Raw genomic sequence first — 24,663 nt, 5'->3', positions numbered from 1 at the left:
CAGACCATGAATATACGACATGCCCTTTTCGCCGGCCTGCTCATCGTCCAGCCGGCGCTGGCCGACGAGTTCAGCGCCGGGGACGTCGCCCGCTGGCAGGCGCAATTCGACGAGGTCGCAGACGAGGGCCGCAAGCTCTGGACCAGTCCGGACCTCGGCACCAACGGCGTTGCCTGCGCCCAGTGCCACCCCAATGCCGCCAACACCCACCCGGAAACCTACCCCAAGTTCCAGAAACAGCTGGGGCGGGTCGTACCTATCTGGGAGATGATCAACTGGTGCCTGCGCAACCCGCTCGAAGGCGAACCCTGGCCGCCGACAGCCCGGAGATGAATGCCATCCAGGCCTACATCTACCGGGAGCGCCAGGGCGTACCGCTGGCGCCCGGCAAGCATTGAGCCGGAACGGGTCGCCGGCGATTGCCGAACGGAGCCTCGGCATCGGCCGCGATTCTGGGTTATGATGCGGACATCGGGTGTCCGACCGCCGGACCGAGAAAATGGACATCAGGAGGATTAGCCGGCCATGAGCGGAATAGATTCCAGCTATGCAGTCATCACCAACCCGTCGCTGGAGTTCTGGGTCATCGAATACACCTGGGATCCGGAATATGGCGAGATCGCCTCGACCACCCAGCATCCGCTGGTGGGCTTCGCCTACGGCAGCAACAAGACCCTGGCGCTGACGCCGATGGGGAGCTACCGCATACTGGGCGCCCTGCCGGAGCTTTCGACCCACGGCGGCTTCTACCGGCTGGAACCGACCCGCTCCGACACCCTCGCCTACCTGTCACATTCGACCCGCAGCCAGGCGTTGGAACAGATAGTCGAGAAGGAATTCCAGGCCTTCAACCGCCGCTGACCGGCTTCCAGCGCCGTAGGATGCCGCAGAGCGCAGCAACCGCCATGGACGGTGGGAAGCCTGGCATTGCATGAGCGAATGCCAGCGAAGCTGCATCATCAGCCGGTGTTGGGCTTCGGCTTTCAGCCTCAGACCAACCGACGGATCAGCTCCGGATCCACCAGTGACAAACCGGCGCCTCCCGTCAGCCTACCGGGTACGGATCAGCACCAGCCGGACCCTGGATGACGCCGTGGGGTGCCGAGCCCTCGCCCAAGGGCACTTCGTACAGCTGTACTTCGGCGGCACAGGCTCCCGCCATCAGCAACAGCGATAATGCAATGGATGGAATCACGACGGCCGCTCCTCTTTACCTCCCTAAAGCGTAGCCGCTTGCGGTATCTGCGATATATCCGACAGACACCCGGCACAGGAGTACACTTGAAGCAGGAGCCTGCTATCGGTCCGGCCCGAAACGCCGCTTGACCGCGAAAATCCTCCACCGTCGATATTTCGTTCCCAGGGGTGAACCCAATGCTTGTGACCTTGCGGCGTATCCTGAAGGAGGTCCAGGCCGCCAGGGATCTCGACGAGGCGCTCATGCTCATCGTGCGCCTGGTCAAGAAGGCCATACCGATCGATGCCTGCGCCGTCTATCTCGCCGACGAGAACCACTACACCCTGATGGCCGCGGATGGGCTCAATGCCGGTGCAATCGGCCATGTACGGCTGGGTCTCGACGAAGGCATCGTGGGATGGGTCGGCGAGCGCCGGGAACTGATCAACCTCGCCAATGCGGCCAGTCACCCCCGCTACCTCTGCTCGGGCGATACCGGGGAGGAACGCTACGCGGCGGTGCTCGGCGTTCCCCTCATCCACTACCATCGGGTGCTGGGCGTTCTGGTCGCCTGGAAAAGCGCGCCCTGCCCGTTCGATAAAGAGGACGTGGCACTGTTCGTCACCCTTGCGGCCCAGCTGGCGAAAGTGATCCACGAGGCGGCAGCCCTGGGTAACGTCCTCAGGCAACTGAACGGCGGGGCTTCGGACAGCACCTATATTCAGGGCATTCAGGCGGCGCCGGGCGTGGCGGTCGGTACCATCGCACTGCTCGACCCACAGCCCAGACTGACCTCCGTTGCGAATCGCAGCGTCCCGGACAACGAAGCCGAAGCGGCTGCTTTCGCCTGCGCGCTGAACGCCACCCGGGAGGAGTTGAACGCCATCAGCGCGCGACTGGCGGGGGAGCTGCCCGACGACGAGCTCGCGCTGTTCGACGTTTACGTCAAACTGCTTGAAAGCGACAGCCTGACTGCCGACACCCTGCAGCGCATTCAGGCCGGCAACTGGGCACCCGGCGCCTGGCGCGACACCATTGCCGACCACGCCCGGGTCTTCGAAAACATGGACGACCATTATCTGCGTGCCCGCGCAGAGGATATCCGCGATCTCGGCGACCGTGTCCTGACCCATATGCAAGCCCGCAGCCCTGCCCCGAGGCAATACCCCAAACACTGCATCCTGATGGGCGAGACGGTGGGCATAACCGATATTGCCGCCGTGCCCTTCGATCGCCTCTGCGGCATCGTCAGCCAGCATGGCTCGACCCTGTCCCATACCGCCGTGATGGCACGGGCGATGGGCATCCCGGCGGTCACGAGCCTGGCCGCCCTGCCCTGGGGCGGCTCGACGGTCGCGCCGCCGTGATCGACGGCAACCGGGGACGCATCCATATTCGCCCCTCGCGCAGCGTGCTCCGGGCCTACCGGCAACGCCTGGGCGATGAGCGGGATCTGAGCGCCCGACTACAGGCATTGCATGCGCTGCCGGCCATAACGCGGGACGCAGTCCGCATACCTCTGCACGTCAATATCGGCCTGGTCGACGAGCTTCCGTTCGCCCAGGCCAGCGGCGGCGAGGGCATCGGCCTGTTCCGCACGGAGTTTCCCTTCCTGATACGCGAATCCCTGCCGGTTGAGGAGGAGCAGTACCCGCTCTATCGCCGGGTGCTGGAGGCCTTTGCGCCGAAACCGGTGACGATGCGCACCCTCGATGTGGGCGGCGACAAGATCCTGTCCTACCTCCCGGTCGAGGAGGAAAACCCGTCGCTCGGGTGCCGGGGCATCCGCTTTACGCTGGACCATCCGGAAATATTTCTGATGCAGCTGCGCGCCCTGCTGCGGGCCAACGCGGGGCTGAACAACCTGCAGCTGCTGTTTCCGATGATCAGCAAGGTCGGCGAGGTCGACGAGGCCCTCGGCTTGCTGGCCCGCGCCCATCGCGAGCTGCTGGAAGAAGGTGTGGCGACGGCAAAGGCGCGGGTCGGCGTGATGATCGAGGTGCCCTCTGCGGTCTACCTGGCCGAAGCCCTGGCACGGCGCGTGGATTTCCTCTCGATCGGCACCAACGACCTGACCCAGTACCTGCTCGCCGTCGACCGCAACAATGCCGAGGTGGCGACGCCGTACGACAGCCTGCACCCCGCCGTGATCAATGCCGTTCGCCAGGTGATCGAAGGCGCACACCGGCAACGCACGCCCGTCAGTGTCTGCGGCGAGATGGCCGGCGATCCGGCGTCGGCGCTGCTGCTGCTGGGCATGGACGCCGACTCCCTGAGCATGAATCCGACCAGTCTGGCGCGCATCAAGTGGGTCATCCGCAGCTTCACGCAGCGCCGGGCGAGGAACTGCTCGATGAAGCGCTGACCATGGAGGATGGATTCGACGTCCAGGAATTGCTCGATGGCGCCCTGGAAGAAGCCGGCCTCGGCGTCCTGGTCCGGTCCCGGTGACGGCACACGGACATCTCGACAGGAGCGCCCGGTCTGGCCGCAGACAATTCAATCCGGGACTGGCGCAGCCGCCATGCTTTGGTCTTCACTTGGAGACAGTCAGGAATCCCCGGACTCGAACCCGAACAGGAGCCCCCGCCATGCCCATCAGCACCCCGTCCGACCCGGTGCCGGCGACCGATACCTGGACGACACAGCCGGGCCTGTCGCCCGGCACGCCGGTGTTCGTCGGCGAACGCAAGCTCGACCAGGCGCGGATTCAGATTCTGGACTACACCCGGGCCCGGCTCGACGAATACAACGACGTGAACTCCGACGACTGCCGGCGGCTGCGCGCAAGCGACAGCGTTACCTGGGTCAATGTCGGCGGTCTGCACGATGTCGGCCTGATCACCGAAATCGCCTCGGTCTTCGAACTGCACCCGCTGACGCTGGAGGATATCGTCAACAGCACCCAGCGCCCCAAGGTGGAGGAATACGACGACTATCTGTTCATCGCCCTGAAAATGCTGCGCTACAATGCCGAGCGCAATGCCGTAGAGATCGAGCATATCAGCCTGATCCTGGGTCAGGGGTTCGTGCTGACCTTTCTCGAGGACGGGGGCGACGTTTTCGATGCGGTGCGCAGACGCATCCGGCTGAAAAAAGGTCGCATCCGCGGACAGGGTCCCGACTATCTCTGTTACGCCCTGGCCGATGCTGTGGTGGATCACTATTTTCTCGCGCTGGAGCAGTTCGGCGACTATATCGAAAGCCTCGACGAAGCGATCCTCGACTCGCCGCAAACCTCGCATATCCAGGAGATACACCGCCTCAAACGCGACGCTATCCGGGTGCGAAAGGCGGTCTGGCCGCTGCGCGAAGAGATCGGCTTTCTCGACAAGAGCGACTCGCCGCTGATCGCACCGGAAACCGGTATCTACATGCGCGACCTTTACGATCATATCGTCCAGACCATCGAGATGGTCGAGGGCTACCGCGATATTCTCGCGAGCCTCCACGATACCTCGCTGTCGACCGTCAGCCAGCGTCTCAACGAGGTGATGAAACTGCTGACAATGATCGCCACCATCTTCATACCGCTGACCTTCATTGTCGGCGTCTACGGCATGAACTTCCGCCACATGCCGGAACTGGAATGGTCCTGGGGCTACTTTCTGATTTGGGGCCTGATGATCCTGATCGCCCTCGGCATGGTGATCCAGTTCAAGCGCCGGGGATGGTGGTGACGACCGCACCTGTGCAATGGCGCGGCCGGATCAGTCTCCGCTCTGCTGGAATATCGCCCGGGCCCGCTCGGCAATCTGCGCTTCGGTCAGATCCTCCTTGTGGGTCGAGACGAACCAGACATGACCGAACGGATCCTTGAGGGCACCGAGACGGTCGCCGTAGAACTGATCCTGTACCGGCCGCAGGACCGTCGCACCGGCCGCCACCGCCTGCTCGAAGCGCGCGTCCACGTCCTCGACGTAGAGGTGCAGCCCGAAACTCGAGCCGCCCAGGCTCGCCGGGCTCTGGAAGCCGGATTCGGGGCACTCGTCAGCCAGCATGATACAGCTGTCGCCGATGACGATCTCGGCGTGGCCGACGCCGCCGTCCGGGGTATTCATGCGAAAACGCTCGGTGGCGCCGAAGGCCCGCTTGTAGAAATCGATCGCCTCCCCCGCCCCCTTGATCGCCAGATAAGGGGTCGCCGTGTGAAAGCCTTCGGGTATCGGTTTAACGCTCATGACACTCGCTCCTCTGGTTGATTGCTCTCTGGGCACAGCACAGCTTAGTCACGATATCTATCATTAGAGTGATGCTAGGGCAATCGCACTATCACGAGGCGATGACAAGATCGTCAGGGTCGACCACATCAGCCTCGGAGAGCCCGGTGCCGGTACGAAAACTGCTTAATTCCGGCATTTGCAGAAACCGTTGCCATGCTGCCGAACCCCAAGCCTTTCTTCGAATCCCTCCCCGATCCGCGCCGGACCACGCAAAACAAGCTGCATGGGCTGTCGGACATCCTCAGTATCGCCCTTTGTGCAATACTCTCCGGCATGGATGACTGGGAAGGCAGAGGACCCGTCAAGGGCAAGAATCGGACATGCAGCGCAGAATCCGGCCCTCATCCGGCGCTTCGCCCTGAACCTCCTGCGCCAGGCCAGGGGCTCCAAACCCGGGGTCAAGAATAAGCGGCTGCGTGCTGCCTATGACGACGCCTTCCGGGCCTCGGTGCTGCAGCTGACGCCGCGAGTGCACTGAGGGTTCTCGCCGCCGGCATGCCTGGCCATTGTCGGGTAGCGAACCGGGTTCGGTGCGTCTGTCGGTTGGCACCGCGCTGTCGAGGGGTGGGGGTACCGCTTCAGGGCGACCGTCTGCCGCCAGGGAGGGCGGCAGCCGAGCGGTCAGGGACGACGTAAAGCGTGTCGCCCGGAAACGGTACCGCCCGCCCGGACTGGCACTCACAGTCGTCAGGTAGTGCGATTGCCCTGAGAGTGATGCTCGCCCCAATGCATAATTATACTGTATATTTAAACAGTACTTAATTCCAGGGGTACCGGGATGTCGAAACCGCTCAAGGGCCGCGGCGCCCTCTCCAATCCGGCCAACCGTTTCGCGCCGACCCGCAGCGACCTCGAGCCCGTCGACGACGGCGAGGTGCCGGCGCGCATCGCCACCGTCCAGATAGAGGAGCGGCCGAAGACGATCATCAGCCGCAACCAGTCGCCGGACGTCCCCTTCGAGCAGTCGATCAATCCCTATCGCGGCTGCGAGCACGGCTGCATCTACTGTTTCGCCCGTCCGAGCCATGCCTACTGGGATCTGTCGCCGGGGCTCGATTTCGAGACCCATATCATCTGCAAGGAAGGCGCGGCCGAGCGGCTGGAGCAGGAGCTGCGTGCGAAGCACTATCGCTGCAGGCCGATCACCCTCGGCGCCAACACAGATCCCTACCAGCCGCTGGAGCAGCAGCGGCGCATCACCCGCGAGCTGCTCGAAGTACTGGTCCGCTTCCGCCATCCGTTTTCGATCATCACCAAGGGCGCACTGATCACCCGCGACCTCGACATCCTCGCGGAGATGGCGCAGCAGCAGCTCTGCTCGGTGATGATCAGCATGACCACCCTGGACCCGGAACTGAAGCGCACCCTGGAGCCGCGCGCTGCAGGCCCGCGCACCCGCCTCGATGCGATCCACCAACTCTCCGCCGCCGGGGTGCCGGTCGGCGTGCTGGTCGCGCCGCTGATTCCGATGATCAACGACCGCGAACTGGAGTCCATCCTCGAAGCCAGTGCCGCGGCCGGTGCCCGCTCGGCGGGCTTCGTCTTCCTGCGTCTGCCCCGTGAGGTAAAGGACCTGTTCCGCGAATGGCTCGACTGCCACTACCCGGAGCGGGCCGAACATGTGATGAGCCTGATCCGCCAGAGCCGCAACGGTCGCGAGAACGACAGCCGTTTCGGCAACCGCATGCGCGGCGAAGGCGTCTTCGCCGAAATGATCGCCCAGCGCTTTCGCGTCGCCCTCAAACGCCATGGCCTGCAGCCCCGGCTCGGTATCGAACTGCGCACCGACCTGTTCGAGGTGCCGCCGCAGGCCGGGGATCAGCTGTCGCTGCTTTAGGTGCGGCGATACGCGTGACGACTAGTCCTTGGTTTGCTCTTCAAACCGCTTGATCTGCGCTTCGGCTTCGTCTTTCGATACGCCGTAAGCCTCCTGGATCCTGCCCGCCAGCTCGTCACGCTTGCCGGCAATCTCATCGAGGTGATCGTCGGTGAGCTTGCCCCACTGTGCTTTCACCTTGCCCTTGAACTGCTTCCAGTTGCCTTCAATGATATCCCAGTTCATGTCGTACGCCTCCTGTTCCGGATCTCAGGGGAGAAATCGCCAATCGATGTCTCCATTTACAGCTACCCAAGCCTAATCGGATGACCGCCCCACGTCGGTACGCTGACGCACACCCGGGAGGCTATATTCCGACGCCGTCGGGGCAGGATCCGATATCAGGACCGGCACGCCGCTACGCTCTCCTCGGTGGACCCCGCTTGTGGCGTTTTGTGCGCCGGCGTACAGACCCGCGCCTTTCAGACGGTTAGCCTTGTGATGACATCCGGAGTTCCATCCAATGGCTCCAGGCTGCCGCTGCGCAGGAAGTTGTGCGGCGAAGAACCGGTTGCGACATGAAGGCGCGCAATGGACTTATCCATCAGCCGGCGTATGAACAGGATCCCAACCCGGGAGGAGTTTTGACATGTACAGCATACAACGCCATGTTCTCGCGCTCATACTCATGACGGCCACCCTCGTCGCAATGGGGGTGATGAATCAGGCCAGGGCGGCAACCGCCGAGGATTTGGACAGGGATTCGCTGCAGGCCCTGCAGACCCTTTATCAGACAGAACCCGTTGCGGAAAAACTTTCGCAGTCGGCCAAGGGCATACTCGTTTTTCCAAATATCGTTAAGGCCGGCCTGGTATTCGGCGGCAGCTATGGCGAAGGCGTCTTGTTCAAGGGTTCGACCGTTGCCGATTATTACAACTCCATTACCGGGTCCTGGGGCCTGCAATTTGGTGCCCAGTCCTATGGATATGCCGTTTTTCTGATGACAGACGAGGCCGTTCGCTATCTCGAAGAGTCGAACGGCTGGGAACTCGGTGTCGGTCCAACCGTCGTCCTGGTTGACGAAGGTGTCGCCAGGAACCTCTCGACATCCACGCTGAAGCATGACGCCTATGCGTTTATTTTCAGCCAGCAGGGATTGATGGCTGGCATCAGCATCGAGGGTACCAAAATTTCCCGAATCAACCGCTGAACCCGAAACGGACAGACGCGACCGGCGCCTGTCCCGATTCGCCGGCAGCCCGCTACAGCCGAGTGAGTTTTAACCCGGAGGGTTAATAGATGAAGCACATCTGTCCGTACCCGAAGATGCGGTCGCGCTGCCGGAGACCCCATGATGCTAAAGGAGAATCCTCGTGCCCCTGATTAATCTGGTCATCGTCCTGATCGTGGTTGGCGTGCTGCTCTGGCTCGTCAACGCCTACATACCCATGGACCGAAAAATCAAGAATATCCTGAATATCGTAGTCGTCATCGTCGTGGTGCTATGGCTGCTGCAGGTTTTCGGCGTGCTGGGGTCCCTGGACAGCATACGTATCGGCAACTGACGGGCGGGTGATTTCTGAATCCCCGACTATTCGAAGGCTTTAAGTGCGACAACGCACCGACGCGGTACCTTGTATCTGCGATGTTATACACCTCGCTGGTTTGCAATGTCGCATACTACGAGCATCCCTCAGAAGGTAGTTATAATGGACACGAACCGTAAAGAACAAGGCGGCACGGCTCCAAAAAAACGCGAGGATCAGCCGCGCCCACAGGAAAAACAACAGGCGGGCGCTCAACAGCAACAGCATCGCAAAGATACAGCGGAGTCCAATGCAAGGGCACAGCAGCCCCCAAAGGATTTGATACCGAGCCCAAGACAGAGCCACAGCAAACACCCCGCAGTCAAGATTCCAAGCCCGGCAAGGGAAAATAAAAACCAGGCCGGTGTAACACAATGCGCCAGATGCGCCTCCTTGAATAAATAGAACCAACGAATCTATTGAATAAACGGGATTGACGAAAACAGACCCGTTTTCTTAACCCGGCAGGGACGCCGGTTGTTTGCTGTTTACAGCAAACGTCACCGTTTCACGGCCAGGCTGGATCACGGAAACGTTGCCATTGAATCTTTCAAACTCTGCCGGCGACAGCCCCCATTAAAACCATGGTGCCGACTCGGATCCTAAAACCTCAGGAGACGATCAAGCACCGCTGTGTCATCCAGGGTCGACGGAACAAATACAGGCTCTTTGTTCGGCAACGTACAGAACCTGCTGGTCATGCGCTGTAGGTTGGGTCCATCGGGGAGCAATACATTGTGTTCCCATGGCAGGGAATGAGTAATACCGCCTGAACGTCCCACCTCTTTGGAAGTCATTGACGCGTGACCAGTCGGTCATTCGGGCATTAGCCTGGAGGAATACATTATGTCGAATCCAATTCGGTTGCCTGCCCTGGTCGGCTTGCTGCTGTTTGCCCTGTACGCCGCACTGTTCGCCGGCGGCGCCAATGCCGATCCTTCCGGGCGCGTGGGCCACCTGAGCGACAGCTATGGCCAGGTCAGCTATTCGCCTTCCGGCGAGGACCAGTGGCTCAGTGTCGTGCGCAACCGCCCGTTGATTCGCGGCGACCGGCTATGGACCGATCGCGATGCCCGCGCCGAATTTCAGGTCGGCAGCTCTGCCGTGCGGATCGACGCAAACAGCAGCCTCGAGATTCTCGACCTGAACGATCGCATTGTGCAGCTCCAGTTGACCCAGGGCGCGCTTAGCCTGAGCGTGCGGCGCCAGTACAGGGATCAGCAAGTCGAGATAGCCACCCCCTGCTGGCATTCGTCATCAGCGGCAGCGGTCGCTATCGGATCGACGTCGATCCGCGACACGGAGACACCACCATTGTGGTGTGGGAAGGCAGGGGCGAAGTCTACGGCGAAAACGCCCACTTCAGCCTGCGCGCGGGCGATACGGTGCGTTTCTACGACACGGATTTGCACGACTACCAGCTGTACGGCCTGCCCCGTGAGGACGATTTTGACCGCTACAGTCTGGACCGGGACCGGCGTTTCCAGCGCTCCGAGTCTCTGCGCTATGTCGACGACGATCTGGCCGGCTACAGCGATCTGGATGAATACGGCAGTTGGCGCCCCGTGAGCGGTCAGGGTCACGTATGGTTCCCAACCAGAATATCCGCCGACTGGGCGCCTTACCGCGACGGTCATTGGGTCTGGCAGGAGCCCTGGGGCTGGACCTGGGTGGATAACGCCCCCTGGGGTTCGCGCCATCGCACTACGGCCGATGGATCCACGTCGACAATCGATGGGGTTGGGTGCCGGGTCCGCGCCAGGTACGTCCGGTCTATGCGCCGGCGCTGGTTGCCTTCATCGGTGGCAGCGGCTGGAGCCTGTCACTGTCGCTGGGCGGCGACGCATCCCCCATCGGCTGGTTTCCGCTTGGACCGAGAGAAGTCTATGTGCCCTCGTATCATGTCAGTCGCGATTATTTCAAGCGGGTCAACGTGAACAACACGGTGATCCAGAACACGACCATCACCAACGTCTACAACAACTATTACTCCAGTGGCGCAATCAATATCGACACAATCGACTACGCCAACCGCCACAGGGAACAGGCCGTCACCGTGGTGCCCCGCACTGTATTTGAGAATGCACATCCGGTGCGTTCGGCAGCGATGCGTATTGACCGCCAGGCAATCTCATCCGGCGAAACCCTGCGTATCGCCCCTATTGCCCCCAGCACGCGCAGCGTGATCGGCAGTGGCGAGGTCGCCAAGGCGCAACCGACACCGGAGGTGTTCGACCGTCGGGTCGTCGCACGCAATCCGCCACCGCCTGCCGAGCCGCCGTTTTCCCAGCGCGAAAATCTCTTGCGGAAACAGCCTGGACGGACGCTGGAACCTGCCGTTGTCGAAACCGTACAAGACAGCACCAGCAAACGTCGGAAGAATATACGGGTGCTGGGCGAGCAAAAGGACGCCGTGGACGTCCGCGCCTCGGGCTCTGGCCCCGCTGGCGACTCCGCTCAGCCGCAGCCGCTGGATCGCTCGGTCGAGCCGAAGAGAAGACCCGAGCCCGGCAAGACCAGGAATGATAGACAGGCGGTTCAACAGCAGGAGCAGGAGCAGGAGCAGCGCAAGGCCGACAGCGACCGGCAGGCGGCTCAGCAGCTGCAGGAGCAAATGCAGCAGCAGGAGCAGGAGCAGGAGCAGCAGCAACGCAAGGCCGACAGCGACCGACAGGCGGCTCAGCAGCTGCAGGAGCAAAAGCAGCAGCAGGAGCAGCAGCAACGCAAGGCCGACAGTGACCGGAAGGCGGCTCAGCAGCAGGAGCAAATGCAGCAGCAGGAGCAGCAAAAGCAGCAGCAGGAACGGCAGCAACGTAAGGCCGACAGTGACCGGAAGGCGGCTCAGCAGCAGGAGCAAATGCAGCAGCAGGAGCAGCAAAAGCAGCAGCAGGAACGGCAGCAACGCAAGGCCGACAGTGACCGGCCGGCGGATCAACAGCAGGAACAAATGCAGCAGCAGGAGCAGCAAAAGCAGCAGCAGGAACGGCAGCAACGCAAGGCCGACAGTGACCGGAAGGCGGCTCAGCAGCAGGAACAAATGCAGCAGCAGGAGCAGCAAAAGCAGCAGCAGGAACGGCAGCAACGCAAGCCCGACAGTGACCGGAAGGCGGCTCAGCAGCAGGAACAAATGCAGCAGCAGGAGCAGCAAAAGCAGCAGCAGGAACGGCAGCAACGCAAGGCCGACAGTGACCGGCCGGCGGATCAACAGCAGGAGCCACTGGAGCGCAAGGTAGACAATGCTCAGCAAAAGGGGCAGGTACGCCAACCACCGACATCTGCGCCCGCCGGTCGAAGCGAGAACGTGCAGCTGCCCCTGAGCGAGCGTCAGCGGGAATGCGAGCGGGAGGCACGCAGGCTGCACCAGGATGCAAGCCAGTGCAGGGATCTGCAATGAGCTTCATAAAGTGATGTTCGACCCGGAGAGTTCTGGCGTTATGTACGCCAGAGTACAGACCGAGACTGCCCCGGCGACTAACTTAGTACTTGCATCCGGTGTGCGAACCCAACATCCCGATGAGTGAGGAAATGATTCATGCAAGGCAGGTCGGATCGTCGCACTCAGTCGTACGATTTCGTACAAAGAGGCGCTTTCATTTGGAATCTGACGGGCCGGGAACGGCCATCGGATTGGTATCAAGGCTTACGTTCGGAGATATAACGAGATGGGAACCATTCTGCTGATAATTCTGATTCTATTGCTGATCGGCGCCATTCCAACATGGCCCCATAGCCGTTCATGGGGATATGCCCCGAGCGGGGGATTGGCCTGATATTGTTGGTGGTATTGATTCTGCTGCTGCTGGGCAAGCTGTAGTCGCGGACGATCTGCCGATGTTGCCGTCCTGCGGCGACTCAAGGAAGTCGATATTCGACTTGTTGCGTTGTCAACAACGGTATTCGGGAAGGAAAGCTCTGACGGTAGTCTTTGAGGTTGTACAGGTATCGGATAGGAGTGAGCGAAAAGGCCGTGAACCATCTCGAAACATCGAACGGCTGGGGGTCGGGGTCGGTTCGACGGTTGTCGTGGTGGACGCAGGCGTCGCCAGGAACCTTACGGCAACTGACGGCGCCTGAGCTGAGCCTGTCGGTATCCGATCTCACCCGGCCTGCCCCTTCACCGGCGATTTGACCAGCACATACTCGCCCGGCGCATCGCGCAGGATGCGGTAACCCTTGCGCGGTGCGCCGGTTGCAGGCGGTTTCGATTTTCCGTCTGAATGTTTGGTCAGCCACGCATTCCATTCCGGCCACCAGGATCCCTCATGGGTCGGTGTACGGGCACACCACTCTTCGGGTGAAACGAATTTGTCCTGGCTGTTCAGGGTCGCGACCTGATAGGTACGGCGCGGGTGGCCCGGCTCGCTGACGATGCCGGCATTGTGGCCGCCGCTGGTCAGCAGGAAGGTCACATCCGTGTCGGTCAGCAGGTTGATCTTGTACACGGAACGCCAGGGCGCGACGTGGTCCCGTTGCGTGCCGACGGCAAACAGGGGCACGCGGATATCGGTCAGCGCGACAGGCCTGCCGCCGACAACAAAATGCCCTTCCGCAAGGTCGTTATTCAGGAACAGCTCGCGCAGATATTCGCTGTGCATTCGAAAGGGCATGCGCGTCGCGTCGGCATTCCATGCCATCAAATCGTTTGGCGGCGTGCGCTCTCCCAGCAGGTAGTTTTCGATCATGCGCGACCAAAACAGATCGCGGGAACGCAACAACTGGAAGGTACCTGCCATCTTCTGACGGTCGAGATAGCCTTTCTCCCACATGATGTCCTCGAGCCATGCGAGCTGGCTTTCGTCGATGAACATCAGCAATTCTCCCGCTTCCTCGAAGTCGATCTGGGCCGCGAACAGCGTGACGCTCTTGAGCCGATCATCGCCGTCCCGCGCCATCGCCGCCGACGCGATGGACAGCAGCGTCCCGCCAAGACAGTACCCGACGGCATGGATCTTCTGCTCCGGCACGATCGCGTTGATTGCATCGAGCGCATCCATGATGCCGCGCTCACGATAATCCCTGTTCCCGAGATCGCGGTCCTCCGCGCCTGGATTCTTCCATGAAATCATGAAAACGGTATGTCCCTGCTCGACCAGATATTTCACCAGCGAGTTTTCGGGCGAAAGATCGAGAATGTAATATTTCATGATCCATGCCGGGACAATCAGCAGCGGCTCGGCATACACATCGGAGGTGGCCGGTGCATACTGGATCAGTTCGATCAAGCCGTTCTGATAAACAACCTTGCCTTGGGTCACCGCAATGTTCACACCCACCTCATAGGCCTCCATTCCGGCGGAAGGCTGCTTCGTAACAGCCCGCTGCCAGTCATCCATAAAATTCTGCCAGCCCCTGAAGAAGTTGAGTCCGCCCTGCTCCGCGGTGACTCTCATGATGTGCGGATTGGTCAGTGGAAAGTTCAGCGGCGACCACATATCCAGAATTTGCCGGGCGATAAAAGGCCGTATGGCGGCATGGTGCCGCGTCATGCCGCGTACATTGGTCGCCTCCTGCCACCAGCGCTCGGTTAGCAGGAAAGCCTGCTGGTACAGGTTGAAGGGCCACTCCTGCCACCCCTGATCGACAAAGCGGCGATCCTGCGGCAGCGGCTCGACACAACACTCCATGGGCTTTGGTCCAAGCGCCTGCCGCAGCATAAGGTCCGCAAGCCGCATCATCTTGTCCGTGGCACTGCCGGCCAGCTCAGCCTGCTTCCCGGGTGCAAGGGCAAGATGGGTCAGCCAGTCGGCGTAGGTCAGCCCCAGCGCCGCCGGAGACAGGCCATATACCTGCCCCAGGGCGACGTGCAACAGCCGGTCGAGCAGCGGCACATCCTCCCCGGCGATGACCTTGACGGGCGGCAGTTTACGATGCTGGCCGCAGAATGTATTTTCTGCTGCGGCCGGTTCATTTGGCGCTGGCGTTGGCACTTCAGGTGGATTTTCTTTTGTCGTCATCTTTCTCTCCTGCCCCGGCCACCCGGAGTCTCGACTATTGCCGCACCAGGCATTCACTCGCCCCTTGCCCGGTCGTTTTCACGCACATAACCGCTGAGCCCTCTCATCAGTCGCAGCAGTCCGTAACTGAGCCAGCTGAAGAAGCGTAAATAGGCGGGCTGTTGATTCCAGCTTTTCGCCTCTATGCGCCAGCCATCGGTTTTGACGGTCTCCTTCAGCATCCTGGCAAAGCGGGCGCCAAAAACCTCATCGTCGACGACCAGGTTGGCCTCGAGCGAAAGCAACAGGCTGAACGGATCGATATTCGAAGACCCAATGGTCGCCCAATGGCCGTCAATCACCGCAACTTTGGCATGGAGAAAGCTCTTGCGGTATTCGTAAATTTCGATGCCCTTGTCGAGGAGGCTGCCATAGAGCGCCTGCACGGCATAATGCTCGAGACGATATTCGACCTTTCCCTGCAACAGCACCACCACCCGCACCCCGCGCCGCACGGCACCGGCCAGTGCATGGCGGAATTCGAGCCCCGGCAGAAAATAGGCATGGGCAAGCAGGATCTCGGACTGCGCCTGCCGGATCGCCTGCAGATACGCGGCCTCGATGTCGCGGCGATGGCGAACGTTGTCGCGCAGCAGGAATGCCGCGCTCATGGATCCCCCGGCAACGGTCGAAGTCGGGAGTTCCACTCTGCGCGCCAATTCCTTGCGCAAAGAGCGCCAGGCCAGTCGCGACCACAAGCGTTGGGCGGCAAGACGGATTGCCTCCACCAGCGGCCCTTCCACGGCGACGGCATAGTCATAACGGGGAGCCCGGGCGTCGCTGGCCGTGCCGTCACCGATGATGTTGATGCCGCCGACAAAGGCGATGTCCCGATCCACCACCACGATTTTCCGGTGCATGCGGCGCAGTCGCTTGCGCCGAAACGTCCAGGGCGATATTTCGGGCCGGTATATGAGCAGATTCACCCCATCGGATCGCATCCGCTTGCGCACCTCGGGTGGCAGATTCCGGGAGCCGAAGCCGTCGATCAGCACGCAGACCCTTACGCCGCGCAGGACCGCCCGTCGCAGGGCGGTCGTCACCCGCTGTCCGGTGGCGTCATTTTCGTAGATATAGGTTTGCAGATGAATTTCATGCCGGGCCCGATCGAACGCCGCCTCAATGGCCGGGAAGTACGCCTGTCCGTTCTGCAACAGGGTGAGCTGATTACCGGCAACGAAACTGGATCCACCCGCCAGCCGCTGCGCTCGATACCGCCACCGGCGGTGCGGCGTCCCCTGAGACATGTCGATCATCCTGCCGGCTCCTCAGTCAGTACTGTTCTCTCGTTCGAGCCATTTCCGTGCCTCGGCGCCATCGTTGCGATCGAAGTAGCGGACCTGTGCTTTGCAGAACGTGGCCTGTATGCACATTGTGGACTCCTTGGGCTTATTTCAGCTAGCGCTTGGGCAGCGCTTCGAAACCGGAGATGACGTCGAAAAGTTCCTCGTCGATGCCGCCCTGGCGCACCCGGTGGAATGTCATGTTAAGGTCCTCCAGCAGCTCGCCGATGTTGGTGTCGGCACGTTGCATCGCCGCCAGTCGGCTCGCGTTTTCGCTGGCCAGGGATTCGGCGCAGGCCCGGAACAGCGAGACGAACAGATATTCGCGGATCAGCGCCTGCAGCGTTGTCGTACCCGTACCGAAGACCTCGGGCAGGTTGCCCGTCGGCCAGGGGCGCTCGGCCAGCTGGCGGCACCAGTTGGCATCCAGCGGTAGCAGCCGCTGACTGACCGGCGCGTAGACCGCCCCGGAGGAGGGGCGGTTGTAGAACAAACAGAGTCCGCCGATCTCGCCCTGACTCAGCCGCGCCTCGCTCTCGGCCAGAATCTGCCCGACCAGTTGGGTGATCGCCCTGACCGAGTTCGGCACGGTGAAGTCTCCTGCCAATGGCAGGTCCGCATCCTCCAGGCGTGCATGCACGCGTTCGCCGACCGCCCAGATCAAGGGTTGCGGCTGAGGCGTCAGCGTCTGGCGAGCATAGTCGGCGACGACATCGTTGAATTGCCCCACCAGTCCCTGATCGGAGCCGAAGACCACGGCCCCCAGCGCGCGCTCTTTCGTGTTGACAGCTTCGGCTGTCATCGATCGTATGGCGTCGGAGCCGCGAAAACAGACGCTCAACCCCAGTTCCACGCTGCGAGCGTATTCCCCCAGCGCACGCACTGCCTGCTCGTACTGGCTGATACTCGACGCCGCCAGCGCCTTCATGGTGCGGACAACGGACTGCAGATCCGTGGCGCTATCGATTTTGCGGCGCAGGCTTTCTGTGGTATTGCTCATGCCCTTTCTCCAGTCGGCCCGGGTTGCGCGGCTAAGCCTTCGAGTGCCGCGCGGGCAAGCGCCAGGATCATTGCGCGATCCGCATCGCTAAGGCTGTCGTCGCTGTCCAGCCGCGCGCAGACGTCGTCCGGCATCTCGCGGCCTGCCGTGCGCACCGCACGCTCGGCCTCTGCCATCCGGTCCATCGGCACCGGATCGAACAGCCCCTCGACCAGCGCCAGCAGCACGGTGATTTGCACGGACAGGGCCACCGGCGAGAATTCTGATTGCCTGAGGCTGGCGCGGATGCGCCTGCCATGCTCGATCACCTTGCGGGTGTCTTCGTCCAGACGGGCGCCGAAGCGGGCAAAGGTTTCCAGTTCCTCGAACTGGGCATAGGCGAGCTTGAGATCGCCCGCCACGGCCCGGTACGCCGCCCGTTGCGCCTTGCCGCCGACGCGGGAAACGGACTTGCCGACATCGACCGCCGGCAGCACCCCCAGCTCGAACAGCGACGGCGACAGGTAGATCTGGCCGTCGGTAATGGAAATCAGATTGGTGGGGATGTAGGCGGAGATATTCTGCGCTTCGGTTTCGATGATCGGCAGCGCGGTGAGCGAGCCGCCACCGCATTCCGGCCGCAGCCGTGTCGCGCGTTCAAGCAGTCGCGAATGGATATAGAAGATGTCGCCGGGGAAGGCTTCGCGACCGGGCGGCCGGCGCAGCAGCAGAGACAGCTCGCGATAGGCGCGGGCGTGGTGGGTCAGGTCGTCGTAAACCATCAGCAGGTCGCGGCCCTGCGCCATGAAATACTCGGCGATACTGGTGGCGGCATAGGGCGCGATGTAGGTCAGGCCCGGCGGGTCGTTGCCCTCGGTCAGCACGACGACGCAGTATTCCATCGCCCCCTGCTCCTGCAAGGTGGCCACGACCTTCGCCACGGCAGAGGCGCGCTGGCCGATGGCGCAGTAGACACAGAGCACATCCTTGCCGCGCTGATTCAGGATGGTATCGATGGCAATGGCGGTTTTGCCGGTCTGGCGGTCGCCGAGGATCAACTCACGCTGGCCTCGACCGACGGGAATGAGCGCGTCAACTACCTTCAGGCCGGTCTGCAGCGGCACGGTGACGGGAGCGCGATCCATGATCGGCGGTGCAGGGCGTTCGATCGGCAGGCGTGCGCTGGCGACAACGGGGCCCGCGCCATCGAGGGGCCGGCCGAGCGGGTCGATGACGCGCCCCAGCAAGCCCTCTCCTACCCCCACGTCCATGACCCGGCCGGTGCGCTCGACGGCGTCGCCGGCCTGCAGATGCCAGTATTCGCCGAGCAGCACCACGCCGATTTCGTCCTCGTCCACGTTGAACGCGATACCGAACACACCGTCCCCAAAGGTGACCAGCTCATCGGACCCGACGCCGGGCAGACCACTGACCCGTGCGATGCCGGTGGACAGGCTGGTGATCCTGCCCACCTCCTGTGCGGTCAATTGCGGGGTGAAGGCATCGCGCCCCTGCCGCAAATCGGCAAAGGTGCGGTCAAATACGCCCTGCAGGGTATCGGCCGGCGCACTCATTCGCGCGGCTCCTGCCCGGTCTGCCCGGACGACTCAGACGACTCAGATTCGGATTCAGGCTCAGGCTCAGGCTCAGGCTCAGACTTGGACTTGGACTTGGACTTGGACTTGGACTCAGGGGTTTTGGCTGGGGCTGCGGGCTCGGCGTCGGCATCGGCATCTGCATCGGGGCCAGTGGGCACCGTCAGCAGTTCGCCGACGCTTTTTTCCATTGCCGCAAGATAATCCGTGATGCTCCAGCCCAATTTGCGTCCGTTGGCACTGAGTTCGATACCGTTGATCAGTTGCGGCGCGGTCTCGAACCGTACCTGGATCTCGGCTGGAAACAGGTCCTCAAGCGCCGCCTGTATCGCGCTGCGTTGCGGCGGCGGCAGATCGAAGACGCTGCTGACCAGCACCGGACCGGCCCCGGGCGTCAGGGTGCTGACGAGGTCGTCGCGAGTGGCGCTGTCCAGATCTCGCAGGCGCTGCACGAACACCTCGCTCATGCGTGCCTCCAGACCGACTCCGGCCAGATCCGCCAGCGCCTTGCGCGCGATGGCAAAGACTTCATCCCGGGTACGCTGGGCGAGTTCATCCTTCAGGCGTTGTTGCTCCTGACTCAGCGCTTCCCGGCGTTTCACGCTCAGGCTATCGGCCGCTTGGCAGGCTTCATCAATGAGACGCCGGCGTTCCGCTTGCGCCGCCTCCACCGCCTGACTCAGCAGCGTGGCACGCTGCTGGTCGAATGCTGCATTTTTGTGGTGAAAGGCGTCGCGCTCCTGCTCGGCTTCGGTCTGTTTCGCCGCGGCGTCGGCCAGCTCGGCGGCGATCCGCTTTTCCCGCGCGTCGATGGCGTCTAGGATGGGCCGGTACAGAAAGCGCTTCATCAACCACACCAGGATGAGAAAATTGAGTATCTGGGCACCAACGGTAAACCAATCGATGAGCATGGCTTAGCGTCCTGCGGCCTGGGCGATCGCATAATTCCAGAATGGGTTGGCGAAAATGAGAATCATCGAGACCACGAAGCAGTAGATGGCGGTGGATTCGATCATCGCCAGACCGACAAACAAGGTGCGGGTGATGGTCGCGGCGGCGTCGGGCTGCTGCGCCAGCGAACTGAGTGCCGCCGCCACCGACCGGCCCTCGCCCAGCGCGGGTGCCATGGTGCCGAAACCGGTGGTCAGGCCGGCGATGACAATCGAGACCATGGCAATGAGTGTCATGCTATCCATAGGATCTCCTTGGATTAACCAGGTTACTAATCTGGCGTGCAAATAGGTTCCCTACCTATTTACACATCACGCCACGGAAACGGGCGCAGGTGCGCGGACATGCTGGTTTCCGTGGCGCTCGCATTGGCCTGCGGCCAATGATGAAGCGTCCCTGCTTCATGTATTAACCCGCCGGGTTAATACTTTCCGGTGCTGGTCCCCAGTTCGGTGCTCCGGGTGCGGACCCGCGTGGCCGCCGCAATGTAGACCGCGGCCAGAATGCTGAAAATGTAAGCCTGTACCATGCCCGTGAGCAGGCCAAGCAGCGTCATGACGATCGGAAAGACAAACGGCGTGATGCTGAGCAAAATGCCGATAATCATCGCCCCGCTCATCATGTTACCGAACAGGCGGACCGCCAGGGCCAGGGTACGCGACAGCTCGCTGATGAGATTGAACGGCAGCATGATGAAGGTCGGCTGCACATAGGACCTGAGGTAGTTGGCCAATCCCTGCTCCTCGATGCCGAACAGGGGCACCGCCACGAACACGCATAGCGCCAGCGCCACCGTGGTCGACAGCGAGCCTGTCGGCGGCTGGTAGCCGGGAACAACGGTAAACAGGCTGGCGGTGGCAATGAACAGAAACAGCGTACCCAGAAAACCGAGATAGGTCCGAGGATGGGACAGACCGACCTCTTCGATCTGTTTCATGATCGCGGTGACAATGATCTCCAGCAGATTTTGCCAGCGGGAACGCGCCAGCCCTGTGGCAAGTTTGCGGGTAATCAGTTTGGCACCGACAGCCAGCACCAGCATCAACAGCCAAGTGTACAAAATGGTGGCGTTGAGCTGGATGAAGCCGTATTGCCAGAAAACGATCTCGTCGGGACTAAGACGCATGATCGGGTTCCTTCACCGGAGCCGGAAGCTGTTCCAGTGGCGGGCCGGCAAGGCGCGTGACGATAAGGCGCCCAATGACAAATCCCAGCAGGCACACCAGTATTCGTTGCCAGTCACCGTCGGACACGAGATGGAATCCCGCCAGGGTGATGCCCGTGCGCAGCAGCAAACTACCGAAAAACAGCAGCGCGGGGCGTTGCGACGAGACGCCCCTGCGAATCGTCCACCACAGGCCGCCGAAGAAAAACACGCCGAGGCCAAGGCCGGCGCTGCCGTTCAGGACCAGTATCAACGTCTCATTCATCCGTATCCTCCTGTTCTTCGCGCATCGCCTGGTCTTCTTTGGCCACCCAGTGCCAGGCATTGAAACAGCCGATCGCCAGCCCGGCCATCAACAGCGCCAGCGTCCACGAATACTGGCCGGGACTGTGCTTGTCCAACCAGAAGCCGATGGCGGCCCCCAGCAGCGTCGGCACAACGACGGACCAGCCGATCAGCCCCATCATCCCCAGACCAAACCAGACACCCGGCGTGGCATGGCGCCGGGCCTTGAGCTTGCGTGCCGCCTTGGCGCCGACCTCGGCGGCAAAATCCGGCGTCTTCTGCGCGTCTTTTTCAGGCTCGTCAGTCATGTTTAAAGCTCGCAAAACGGCGCAGAAAACCGCTTTCCAGTTTAGCCATGACCGAGCGCAGGCTCCGCTCGTGTTCGTCCAGGGTCAGAAACTCCTGCTCCACCTGATTGCGCAACTGCTTGAGGTCCGCGCCGGCCAGCGCGCGGCGCACCGAAACGAGCACGTCCGGTCCGGCCTTGACCAGCACGCCCTCATCCACCGCGACAAACACTTCGCCCTCCGCTTCGGTTTCGTACGTCAGAATCCCCGGCATCAGCGCCGCGACGCAATCCAGACGGTGTGGCAGGAGCCCAAACGCGCCCGCCTGCGTTTCCGCCACGATGCGCGAAACCCCGGTTTTCTCGGCAAAGATGCCGTACGGCAGCAGTACCTTAAGGTTCATCTTCATCGGCACCATGCCTGACCTCCGCTTCAGGGATGGTATCGGCCGGCGGTGCGCCGGTGGCTGTTTTCTGCTGCACCTCGTCCACCGAACCGATCATGTACAGCGCGCTCTCCGGGTAGTCTTGGAATTCATCGCGCAGGATGCGCTCACATCCGTCCAGCGCCTCATCCAGGCTGACGAGCTTGCCCTTGAGGCCGGTGAACTGCTCGGTGGTGAAAAAGGGCTGGGTGAGAAATCGCTCCAGCCGCCGGGCGCGGGCGACCACCTTGCGGTCCTCCGGCGACAACTGCTCGAGGCCGAGCATGGCGATGATGTCCTTGAGTTGTTCGTATTGCGCGAGGGTGCGGCGGATCTCTTGCGCGAGGCGGTAATGGCGTTCGCCGACGATACCCGGCGTGGCCATCTTGGAACTGGACTGCAACGGATCGATGGCCGGATAGAGTCCCTCACTGGCCCTTTTTCGCGACAGTACGATGGAGGCGGACAGGTGTGAAAAAGTATGCACCGCGGCCGGATCGGTGAAGTCGTCCGCCGGCACATAGACCGCCTGGATCGAGGTGATCGCGCCGCTGTCGGTATTGGCGATACGCTCCTCCAGTTGCGACAGCTCGGTGCCCATCGTCGGCTGATAACCCAGACGCGAGGGCATCTGTCCCATCAGGCCCGAGACCTCCATGCCCGCCTGGATGAAGCGAAAGATGTTATCGACAAGCAGCAACACATCGCGGTGTTCGTCGTCCCGGAAATACTCGGCCATGGTCAGCGCGGCATGGCCCACGCGAAAACGACTGCCCGGCGGCTCGTTCATCTGGCCGAAGATCATCACCATGTCCGGCAGCACGCCAGCCTGCTTCATCTCGCGGTAGAGCTCCTCGCCTTCGCGACAGCGTTCACCGATACCGCAAAAGATGCTGATGCCCTCCTGGTGCCCGACCATGTTGTGGATCATCTCGGTGAGCAGTACCGTCTTGCCCACTCCGGCACCGCCGAACAGGCCCGCCTTGCCGCCACGCTCCAGCGGCAGCAGCACATCGATCACCTTGATGCCGGTTTCAAACACTTCAGCGCGGGTGGAGCGTCGTGCCAGTGGCGGCGGTGCCCGATGTACCGAACGCCACTGAACATCGGACAGGGCCCCTTCGCGGTCGATGGTATTGCCGAACACATCGAACATGCGCGACACAATGCTTTTGCCCACCGGCGCCTGCAGCGGCCCGCCGGTGTCATGCACCGTCATCCCGCGGGCAAGTCCCTGGGTGGGCGTCAAGGCGATACCGCGCACATGACAGGCATCGCGCTGAGCCAGCACTTCGATCACGATCTGCTGTTCCTCGCCGGCACGCAGCAGCGAGTAGATCGGCGGCAGTTGCCTGGCGAAGCGGATATCCACGACACTGCCGCGCACCGAAACCACCTCGCCGGTGTTCGAGATACCGCGGCTCTGTTCGTGATCCCGATTCGGTGCCACTGGACGCCTCCTTCTCATGCCTCGGCCGCATCCCGTTGCACAGAAGGGGCGAATGCAGCCAGCCGTCGTATCACCTCCAGATCCTCTGGAAGCGCCAGCACCGATTCGGACCGGGCCAGTGCCAGGCGGGCATGATGTGTCGCGGCATCCCGCATCGCGGCGTCACCCACAAAGGCCAGGGATGCAAACGCTTTCTGCAGTCTGCCTGCGACTTCAATGGCACCGGCTCCGTCACGGGCAATGGCGGTGAAGGCGTCATCGAACATGTCCTGCACGGATAGCTCGGGCACCGCTACGCGATCACATTCGGAAATGGGTATGTCGTCGTCATCGACAGGCTCGGCCCAGAGCGCAAACAGTCGCACGAAGGATCCGATAATGCCGATTGCCGTACCCGGATCGTTGACGGCCGGTGACAGTGCACGGCTGGCGATTTCGGACAGAACAACGAGACCGAAGCGGGGGTCCTCGTCGAATTCCCGGTGCTGCCCGATTACAAAAGCCCGTGCGATCGGGGCCGGGTCGACAGCAGCGGGGCCCCCAGAGTCCGCCGTGACAAAGGCAAGTACCCGGTCCGGCGCAGCAAAGGTGCCGGGCAATGCCGCCACCCGGATCTGAACCCCGTTTTTCGGCATAGGTCTGCAATGCCGTGACCTCGACGCGCTGTACATACCCAATCGACCCGCCGTAGACGGCCTCTCCCCGATCCTGCCACCGTCCCGCGGGGATTCCGCGCAGGTTCGGTACGCGTCGCCGTCGCCGCAGCGCCGTTGCCGTCACCGCTTCCACTTTCCCGACGGTGCTCGTGAGGCGCCCCAGCCGTGCGATGCAGTCGACCCAGCGCACGAAGGTCACAATCACCATGGCCAGGATCAGTACGGTGATGACGAACAGGGCGAAACGTCCGGCTCTGTCGTAATAGCCGTTTTTCAGGGCAACCAGCGCAACGATACTGAAGATAAAGGCCCCCACAAAGGTCGACAGTGCGTTCTGGGATATATCGTCGGAGATGATCAGGGAAAAGGAGCGAGGGGTTGCGGTGCTGCTGGCCGAAGTATAGGCGGCGACCATCGATGCCACTGCAAAAGTGGCGATCACCAGCATGCTGGCCGATATGATGGCAAGCAGTGTCTCGATTGAATCTTGGGTGATCGGCGGAACAAGCCGACCGACGTCATGATCGTCCGCTGTCTTCGCCAGGAACACGACGGCCACCGACAGCACCGCCATCGAAAACGGCCTGACCCATAGTCGTTCACGGATGCGACGAATAAAGAACCTGAATCGATCACCCATTGCGCCAGCCTCCGGTTGTTCGCAAATGCGGGCCGGCTAGCCCGTAGCTCTTACTGTCTGGCTACAGTCTAGCGGCATATTGCGGGTAGCGGATTTGGCGTCAGGCAAATCGATTCCCTGGACGATCAGGTTCAAGAAGACCCTGGCCTTCTC

25 protein-coding genes and 4 pseudogenes are annotated in these 24,663 nt (G+C 61.9%); 14 read left to right on the top strand and 15 right to left on the bottom strand.

The features are described 5' to 3' along the window. Window positions 1-6 precede the first annotated feature (6 nt). Window positions 7-333: a hypothetical protein gene (locus tag ACFQDL_RS20310; protein ID WP_379910601.1), complete on the top strand. Its 327-nt coding sequence runs from the start codon at window positions 7-9 to the stop codon at window positions 331-333. Window positions 334-525: 192 nt separating this feature from the next. Continuing rightward, on the top strand, window positions 526-861 hold the full coding sequence (locus ACFQDL_RS20305; protein WP_379910600.1) for a hypothetical protein: 336 nt from the start codon (window positions 526-528) through the stop codon (window positions 859-861). A gap of 184 nt (window positions 862-1,045) precedes the next feature. Here the strand turns inward: ACFQDL_RS20305 and ACFQDL_RS20300 are convergent, their stop codons facing one another. Beyond that, window positions 1,046-1,195 carry a hypothetical protein gene (locus ACFQDL_RS20300; protein WP_379910599.1) on the bottom strand — a complete coding sequence of 50 codons (150 nt, stop codon included), beginning with the start codon at window positions 1,193-1,195 and terminating at the stop codon, window positions 1,046-1,048. Between the two features lie 179 nt (window positions 1,196-1,374). Here ACFQDL_RS20300 and ACFQDL_RS20295 point away from each other — a divergent pair, with 179 nt between their 5' ends. From ACFQDL_RS20295 to corA, 3 genes are all read left to right on the top strand, one after another. Further along, entirely contained in the window at window positions 1,375-2,544 is a 1,170-nt protein-coding gene (locus ACFQDL_RS20295; protein ID WP_379910598.1) for a phosphoenolpyruvate-utilizing N-terminal domain-containing protein, read from the top strand. After that, entirely contained in the window at window positions 2,541-3,542 is a 1,002-nt protein-coding gene (locus ACFQDL_RS20290) for a phosphoenolpyruvate--protein phosphotransferase (protein ID WP_379910597.1), read from the top strand. Before ACFQDL_RS20295 ends, ACFQDL_RS20290 begins: the two co-directional genes overlap by 4 nt. Before the next feature lie 226 nt (window positions 3,543-3,768). Beyond that, window positions 3,769-4,857 (top strand): magnesium/cobalt transporter CorA, encoded by a 1,089-nt coding sequence (gene corA / locus ACFQDL_RS20285; protein ID WP_379910596.1) that lies wholly within the window; start codon window positions 3,769-3,771, stop codon window positions 4,855-4,857. A 30-nt stretch (window positions 4,858-4,887) separates the two neighbouring features. On the opposite strand, the gene ACFQDL_RS20280 is transcribed toward corA, so the two are convergent. Then, complete coding sequence (locus tag ACFQDL_RS20280) at window positions 4,888-5,358, bottom strand: VOC family protein (RefSeq protein WP_379910595.1); 471 nt, start codon at window positions 5,356-5,358, stop codon at window positions 4,888-4,890. A gap of 195 nt (window positions 5,359-5,553) precedes the next feature. Between ACFQDL_RS20280 and ACFQDL_RS33015 the strand changes: the two are divergent. From ACFQDL_RS33015 to ACFQDL_RS20265, 3 genes and pseudogenes are all read left to right on the top strand, one after another. After that, a pseudogene (locus ACFQDL_RS33015) lies at window positions 5,554-5,637 on the top strand (hypothetical protein); the annotation flags it as partial. Between the two features lie 52 nt (window positions 5,638-5,689). Further along, window positions 5,690-5,878 (top strand): annotated as a pseudogene (locus ACFQDL_RS20270) (hypothetical protein); the annotation flags it as partial. A gap of 300 nt (window positions 5,879-6,178) precedes the next feature. Further along, entirely contained in the window at window positions 6,179-7,237 is a 1,059-nt protein-coding gene (locus tag ACFQDL_RS20265; protein WP_379910594.1) for a PA0069 family radical SAM protein, read from the top strand. A gap of 21 nt (window positions 7,238-7,258) precedes the next feature. Here the strand turns inward: ACFQDL_RS20265 and ACFQDL_RS20260 are convergent, their stop codons facing one another. Then, window positions 7,259-7,462 (bottom strand): CsbD family protein, encoded by a 204-nt coding sequence (locus ACFQDL_RS20260; RefSeq protein ID WP_379910593.1) that lies wholly within the window; start codon window positions 7,460-7,462, stop codon window positions 7,259-7,261. A 403-nt stretch (window positions 7,463-7,865) separates the two neighbouring features. Between ACFQDL_RS20260 and ACFQDL_RS20255 the strand changes: the two genes are divergently transcribed. From ACFQDL_RS20255 to ACFQDL_RS20230, 6 genes and pseudogenes are all read left to right on the top strand, one after another. After that, window positions 7,866-8,426 (top strand): lipid-binding SYLF domain-containing protein, encoded by a 561-nt coding sequence (locus ACFQDL_RS20255; RefSeq protein ID WP_379910592.1) that lies wholly within the window; start codon window positions 7,866-7,868, stop codon window positions 8,424-8,426. Window positions 8,427-8,589: 163 nt separating this feature from the next. Beyond that, on the top strand, window positions 8,590-8,781 hold the full coding sequence (locus ACFQDL_RS20250) for a Thivi_2564 family membrane protein (protein ID WP_379910591.1): 192 nt from the start codon (window positions 8,590-8,592) through the stop codon (window positions 8,779-8,781). 144 nt (window positions 8,782-8,925) lie between these two features. Beyond that, window positions 8,926-9,207 carry a hypothetical protein gene (locus ACFQDL_RS20245; RefSeq protein ID WP_379910590.1) on the top strand — a complete coding sequence of 94 codons (282 nt, stop codon included), beginning with the start codon at window positions 8,926-8,928 and terminating at the stop codon, window positions 9,205-9,207. Between the two features lie 441 nt (window positions 9,208-9,648). Continuing rightward, the gene (locus tag ACFQDL_RS20240) at window positions 9,649-10,371 is read left to right on the top strand and encodes a FecR family protein (RefSeq protein ID WP_379913501.1); all 723 of its coding nucleotides are present in this window, start codon (window positions 9,649-9,651) and stop codon (window positions 10,369-10,371) included. Beyond that, window positions 10,368-12,196: pseudogene (locus ACFQDL_RS20235) on the top strand (DUF6600 domain-containing protein). Before ACFQDL_RS20240 ends, ACFQDL_RS20235 begins: the two are co-directional and overlap by 4 nt. A gap of 268 nt (window positions 12,197-12,464) precedes the next feature. Next, the gene (locus ACFQDL_RS20230; RefSeq protein ID WP_465263975.1) at window positions 12,465-12,572 is read left to right on the top strand and encodes a DUF3309 family protein; all 108 of its coding nucleotides are present in this window, start codon (window positions 12,465-12,467) and stop codon (window positions 12,570-12,572) included. Window positions 12,573-12,899: 327 nt separating this feature from the next. On the opposite strand, the gene ACFQDL_RS20225 is transcribed toward ACFQDL_RS20230, so the two are convergent. From ACFQDL_RS20225 to ACFQDL_RS20170, 12 genes and pseudogenes are all read right to left on the bottom strand, one after another. Continuing rightward, window positions 12,900-14,756, bottom strand: coding sequence for a PHA/PHB synthase family protein (locus tag ACFQDL_RS20225; RefSeq protein ID WP_379910589.1), 1,857 nt, complete (start codon window positions 14,754-14,756; stop codon window positions 12,900-12,902). A gap of 53 nt (window positions 14,757-14,809) precedes the next feature. Next, window positions 14,810-16,051 (bottom strand): cardiolipin synthase ClsB, encoded by a 1,242-nt coding sequence (gene clsB / locus ACFQDL_RS20220; protein WP_379910588.1) that lies wholly within the window; start codon window positions 16,049-16,051, stop codon window positions 14,810-14,812. A 142-nt stretch (window positions 16,052-16,193) separates the two neighbouring features. Then, a complete protein-coding gene (locus tag ACFQDL_RS20215) occupies window positions 16,194-17,078 on the bottom strand; it encodes a F0F1 ATP synthase subunit gamma (protein ID WP_379910587.1) in 885 nt (294 codons plus the stop codon). Continuing rightward, on the bottom strand, window positions 17,075-18,631 hold the full coding sequence (locus ACFQDL_RS20210) for an alternate F1F0 ATPase, F1 subunit alpha (protein ID WP_379910586.1): 1,557 nt from the start codon (window positions 18,629-18,631) through the stop codon (window positions 17,075-17,077). Before ACFQDL_RS20210 ends, ACFQDL_RS20215 begins: the two co-directional genes overlap by 4 nt. Continuing rightward, window positions 18,628-19,563 carry a F0F1 ATP synthase subunit delta gene (locus ACFQDL_RS20205; RefSeq protein ID WP_379910585.1) on the bottom strand — a complete coding sequence of 312 codons (936 nt, stop codon included), beginning with the start codon at window positions 19,561-19,563 and terminating at the stop codon, window positions 18,628-18,630. The genes ACFQDL_RS20210 and ACFQDL_RS20205 overlap by 4 nt, the downstream gene beginning before the upstream one ends. A 3-nt stretch (window positions 19,564-19,566) precedes the next feature. Beyond that, complete coding sequence (locus ACFQDL_RS20200; RefSeq protein ID WP_379910584.1) at window positions 19,567-19,848, bottom strand: F0F1 ATP synthase subunit C; 282 nt, start codon at window positions 19,846-19,848, stop codon at window positions 19,567-19,569. 176 nt (window positions 19,849-20,024) lie between these two features. Continuing rightward, window positions 20,025-20,729 (bottom strand): F0F1 ATP synthase subunit A, encoded by a 705-nt coding sequence (locus ACFQDL_RS20195; RefSeq protein WP_379910583.1) that lies wholly within the window; start codon window positions 20,727-20,729, stop codon window positions 20,025-20,027. Then, window positions 20,719-21,033, bottom strand: coding sequence for an N-ATPase subunit AtpR (locus ACFQDL_RS20190; protein ID WP_379910582.1), 315 nt, complete (start codon window positions 21,031-21,033; stop codon window positions 20,719-20,721). Before ACFQDL_RS20190 ends, ACFQDL_RS20195 begins: the two co-directional genes overlap by 11 nt. Next, on the bottom strand, window positions 21,026-21,361 hold the full coding sequence (locus tag ACFQDL_RS20185) for an AtpZ/AtpI family protein (RefSeq protein ID WP_379910581.1): 336 nt from the start codon (window positions 21,359-21,361) through the stop codon (window positions 21,026-21,028). The genes ACFQDL_RS20190 and ACFQDL_RS20185 overlap by 8 nt, the downstream gene beginning before the upstream one ends. Next, window positions 21,354-21,758 (bottom strand): F0F1 ATP synthase subunit epsilon, encoded by a 405-nt coding sequence (locus ACFQDL_RS20180; RefSeq protein WP_379910580.1) that lies wholly within the window; start codon window positions 21,756-21,758, stop codon window positions 21,354-21,356. The genes ACFQDL_RS20185 and ACFQDL_RS20180 overlap by 8 nt, the downstream gene beginning before the upstream one ends. Next, a complete protein-coding gene (gene atpD, locus ACFQDL_RS20175; RefSeq protein WP_465263974.1) occupies window positions 21,733-23,214 on the bottom strand; it encodes a F0F1 ATP synthase subunit beta in 1,482 nt (493 codons plus the stop codon). The genes ACFQDL_RS20180 and atpD overlap by 26 nt, the downstream gene beginning before the upstream one ends. A gap of 14 nt (window positions 23,215-23,228) precedes the next feature. Continuing rightward, window positions 23,229-24,444: pseudogene (locus tag ACFQDL_RS20170) on the bottom strand (DUF2254 domain-containing protein). Window positions 24,445-24,663: the final 219 nt, after the last annotated feature.

This window comes from Marinobacterium aestuariivivens, from assembly GCF_042661465.1.
Classification (GTDB): domain Bacteria; phylum Pseudomonadota; class Gammaproteobacteria; order Pseudomonadales; family Balneatricaceae; genus Marinobacterium_A; species Marinobacterium_A aestuariivivens.
The sequence above is the reverse complement of the archived record's forward strand: the minus strand, read 5'-3'. Positions and strand labels throughout refer to the sequence as shown.

Bases quoted from the DNA above. Each gene is read 5' to 3' on its own strand.
- ACFQDL_RS20280 (WP_379910595.1), bottom strand. From the start codon at position 5,358: ATGAGCGTTAAACCGATACCCGAAGGCTTTCACACGGCGACCCCTTAT.
- ACFQDL_RS20305 (WP_379910600.1), top strand. From the start codon at position 526: ATGAGCGGAATAGATTCCAGCTATGCAGTCATCACCAACCCGTCGCTG.
- ACFQDL_RS20265 (WP_379910594.1), top strand. From the start codon at position 6,179: ATGTCGAAACCGCTCAAGGGCCGCGGCGCCCTCTCCAATCCGGCCAAC.
- ACFQDL_RS20255 (WP_379910592.1), top strand. From the start codon at position 7,866: ATGTACAGCATACAACGCCATGTTCTCGCGCTCATACTCATGACGGCC.
- ACFQDL_RS20245 (WP_379910590.1), top strand. From the start codon at position 8,926: ATGGACACGAACCGTAAAGAACAAGGCGGCACGGCTCCAAAAAAACGC.
- ACFQDL_RS20190 (WP_379910582.1), bottom strand. From the start codon at position 21,033: ATGAATGAGACGTTGATACTGGTCCTGAACGGCAGCGCCGGCCTTGGC.
- ACFQDL_RS20260 (WP_379910593.1), bottom strand. From the start codon at position 7,462: ATGAACTGGGATATCATTGAAGGCAACTGGAAGCAGTTCAAGGGCAAG.
- ACFQDL_RS20215 (WP_379910587.1), bottom strand. From the start codon at position 17,078: ATGAGCAATACCACAGAAAGCCTGCGCCGCAAAATCGATAGCGCCACG.
- ACFQDL_RS20295 (WP_379910598.1), top strand. From the start codon at position 1,375: ATGCTTGTGACCTTGCGGCGTATCCTGAAGGAGGTCCAGGCCGCCAGG.
- corA (WP_379910596.1), top strand. From the start codon at position 3,769: ATGCCCATCAGCACCCCGTCCGACCCGGTGCCGGCGACCGATACCTGG.
- ACFQDL_RS20195 (WP_379910583.1), bottom strand. From the start codon at position 20,729: ATGCGTCTTAGTCCCGACGAGATCGTTTTCTGGCAATACGGCTTCATC.
- ACFQDL_RS20200 (WP_379910584.1), bottom strand. From the start codon at position 19,848: ATGGATAGCATGACACTCATTGCCATGGTCTCGATTGTCATCGCCGGC.
- ACFQDL_RS20185 (WP_379910581.1), bottom strand. From the start codon at position 21,361: ATGACTGACGAGCCTGAAAAAGACGCGCAGAAGACGCCGGATTTTGCC.
- ACFQDL_RS20310 (WP_379910601.1), top strand. From the start codon at position 7: ATGAATATACGACATGCCCTTTTCGCCGGCCTGCTCATCGTCCAGCCG.
- ACFQDL_RS20225 (WP_379910589.1), bottom strand. From the start codon at position 14,756: ATGACGACAAAAGAAAATCCACCTGAAGTGCCAACGCCAGCGCCAAAT.
- ACFQDL_RS20230 (WP_465263975.1), top strand. From the start codon at position 12,465: ATGGGAACCATTCTGCTGATAATTCTGATTCTATTGCTGATCGGCGCC.
- ACFQDL_RS20205 (WP_379910585.1), bottom strand. From the start codon at position 19,563: ATGCTCATCGATTGGTTTACCGTTGGTGCCCAGATACTCAATTTTCTC.
- ACFQDL_RS20240 (WP_379913501.1), top strand. From the start codon at position 9,649: ATGTCGAATCCAATTCGGTTGCCTGCCCTGGTCGGCTTGCTGCTGTTT.
- ACFQDL_RS20180 (WP_379910580.1), bottom strand. From the start codon at position 21,758: ATGGTGCCGATGAAGATGAACCTTAAGGTACTGCTGCCGTACGGCATC.
- ACFQDL_RS20210 (WP_379910586.1), bottom strand. From the start codon at position 18,631: ATGAGTGCGCCGGCCGATACCCTGCAGGGCGTATTTGACCGCACCTTT.
- clsB (WP_379910588.1), bottom strand. From the start codon at position 16,051: ATGATCGACATGTCTCAGGGGACGCCGCACCGCCGGTGGCGGTATCGA.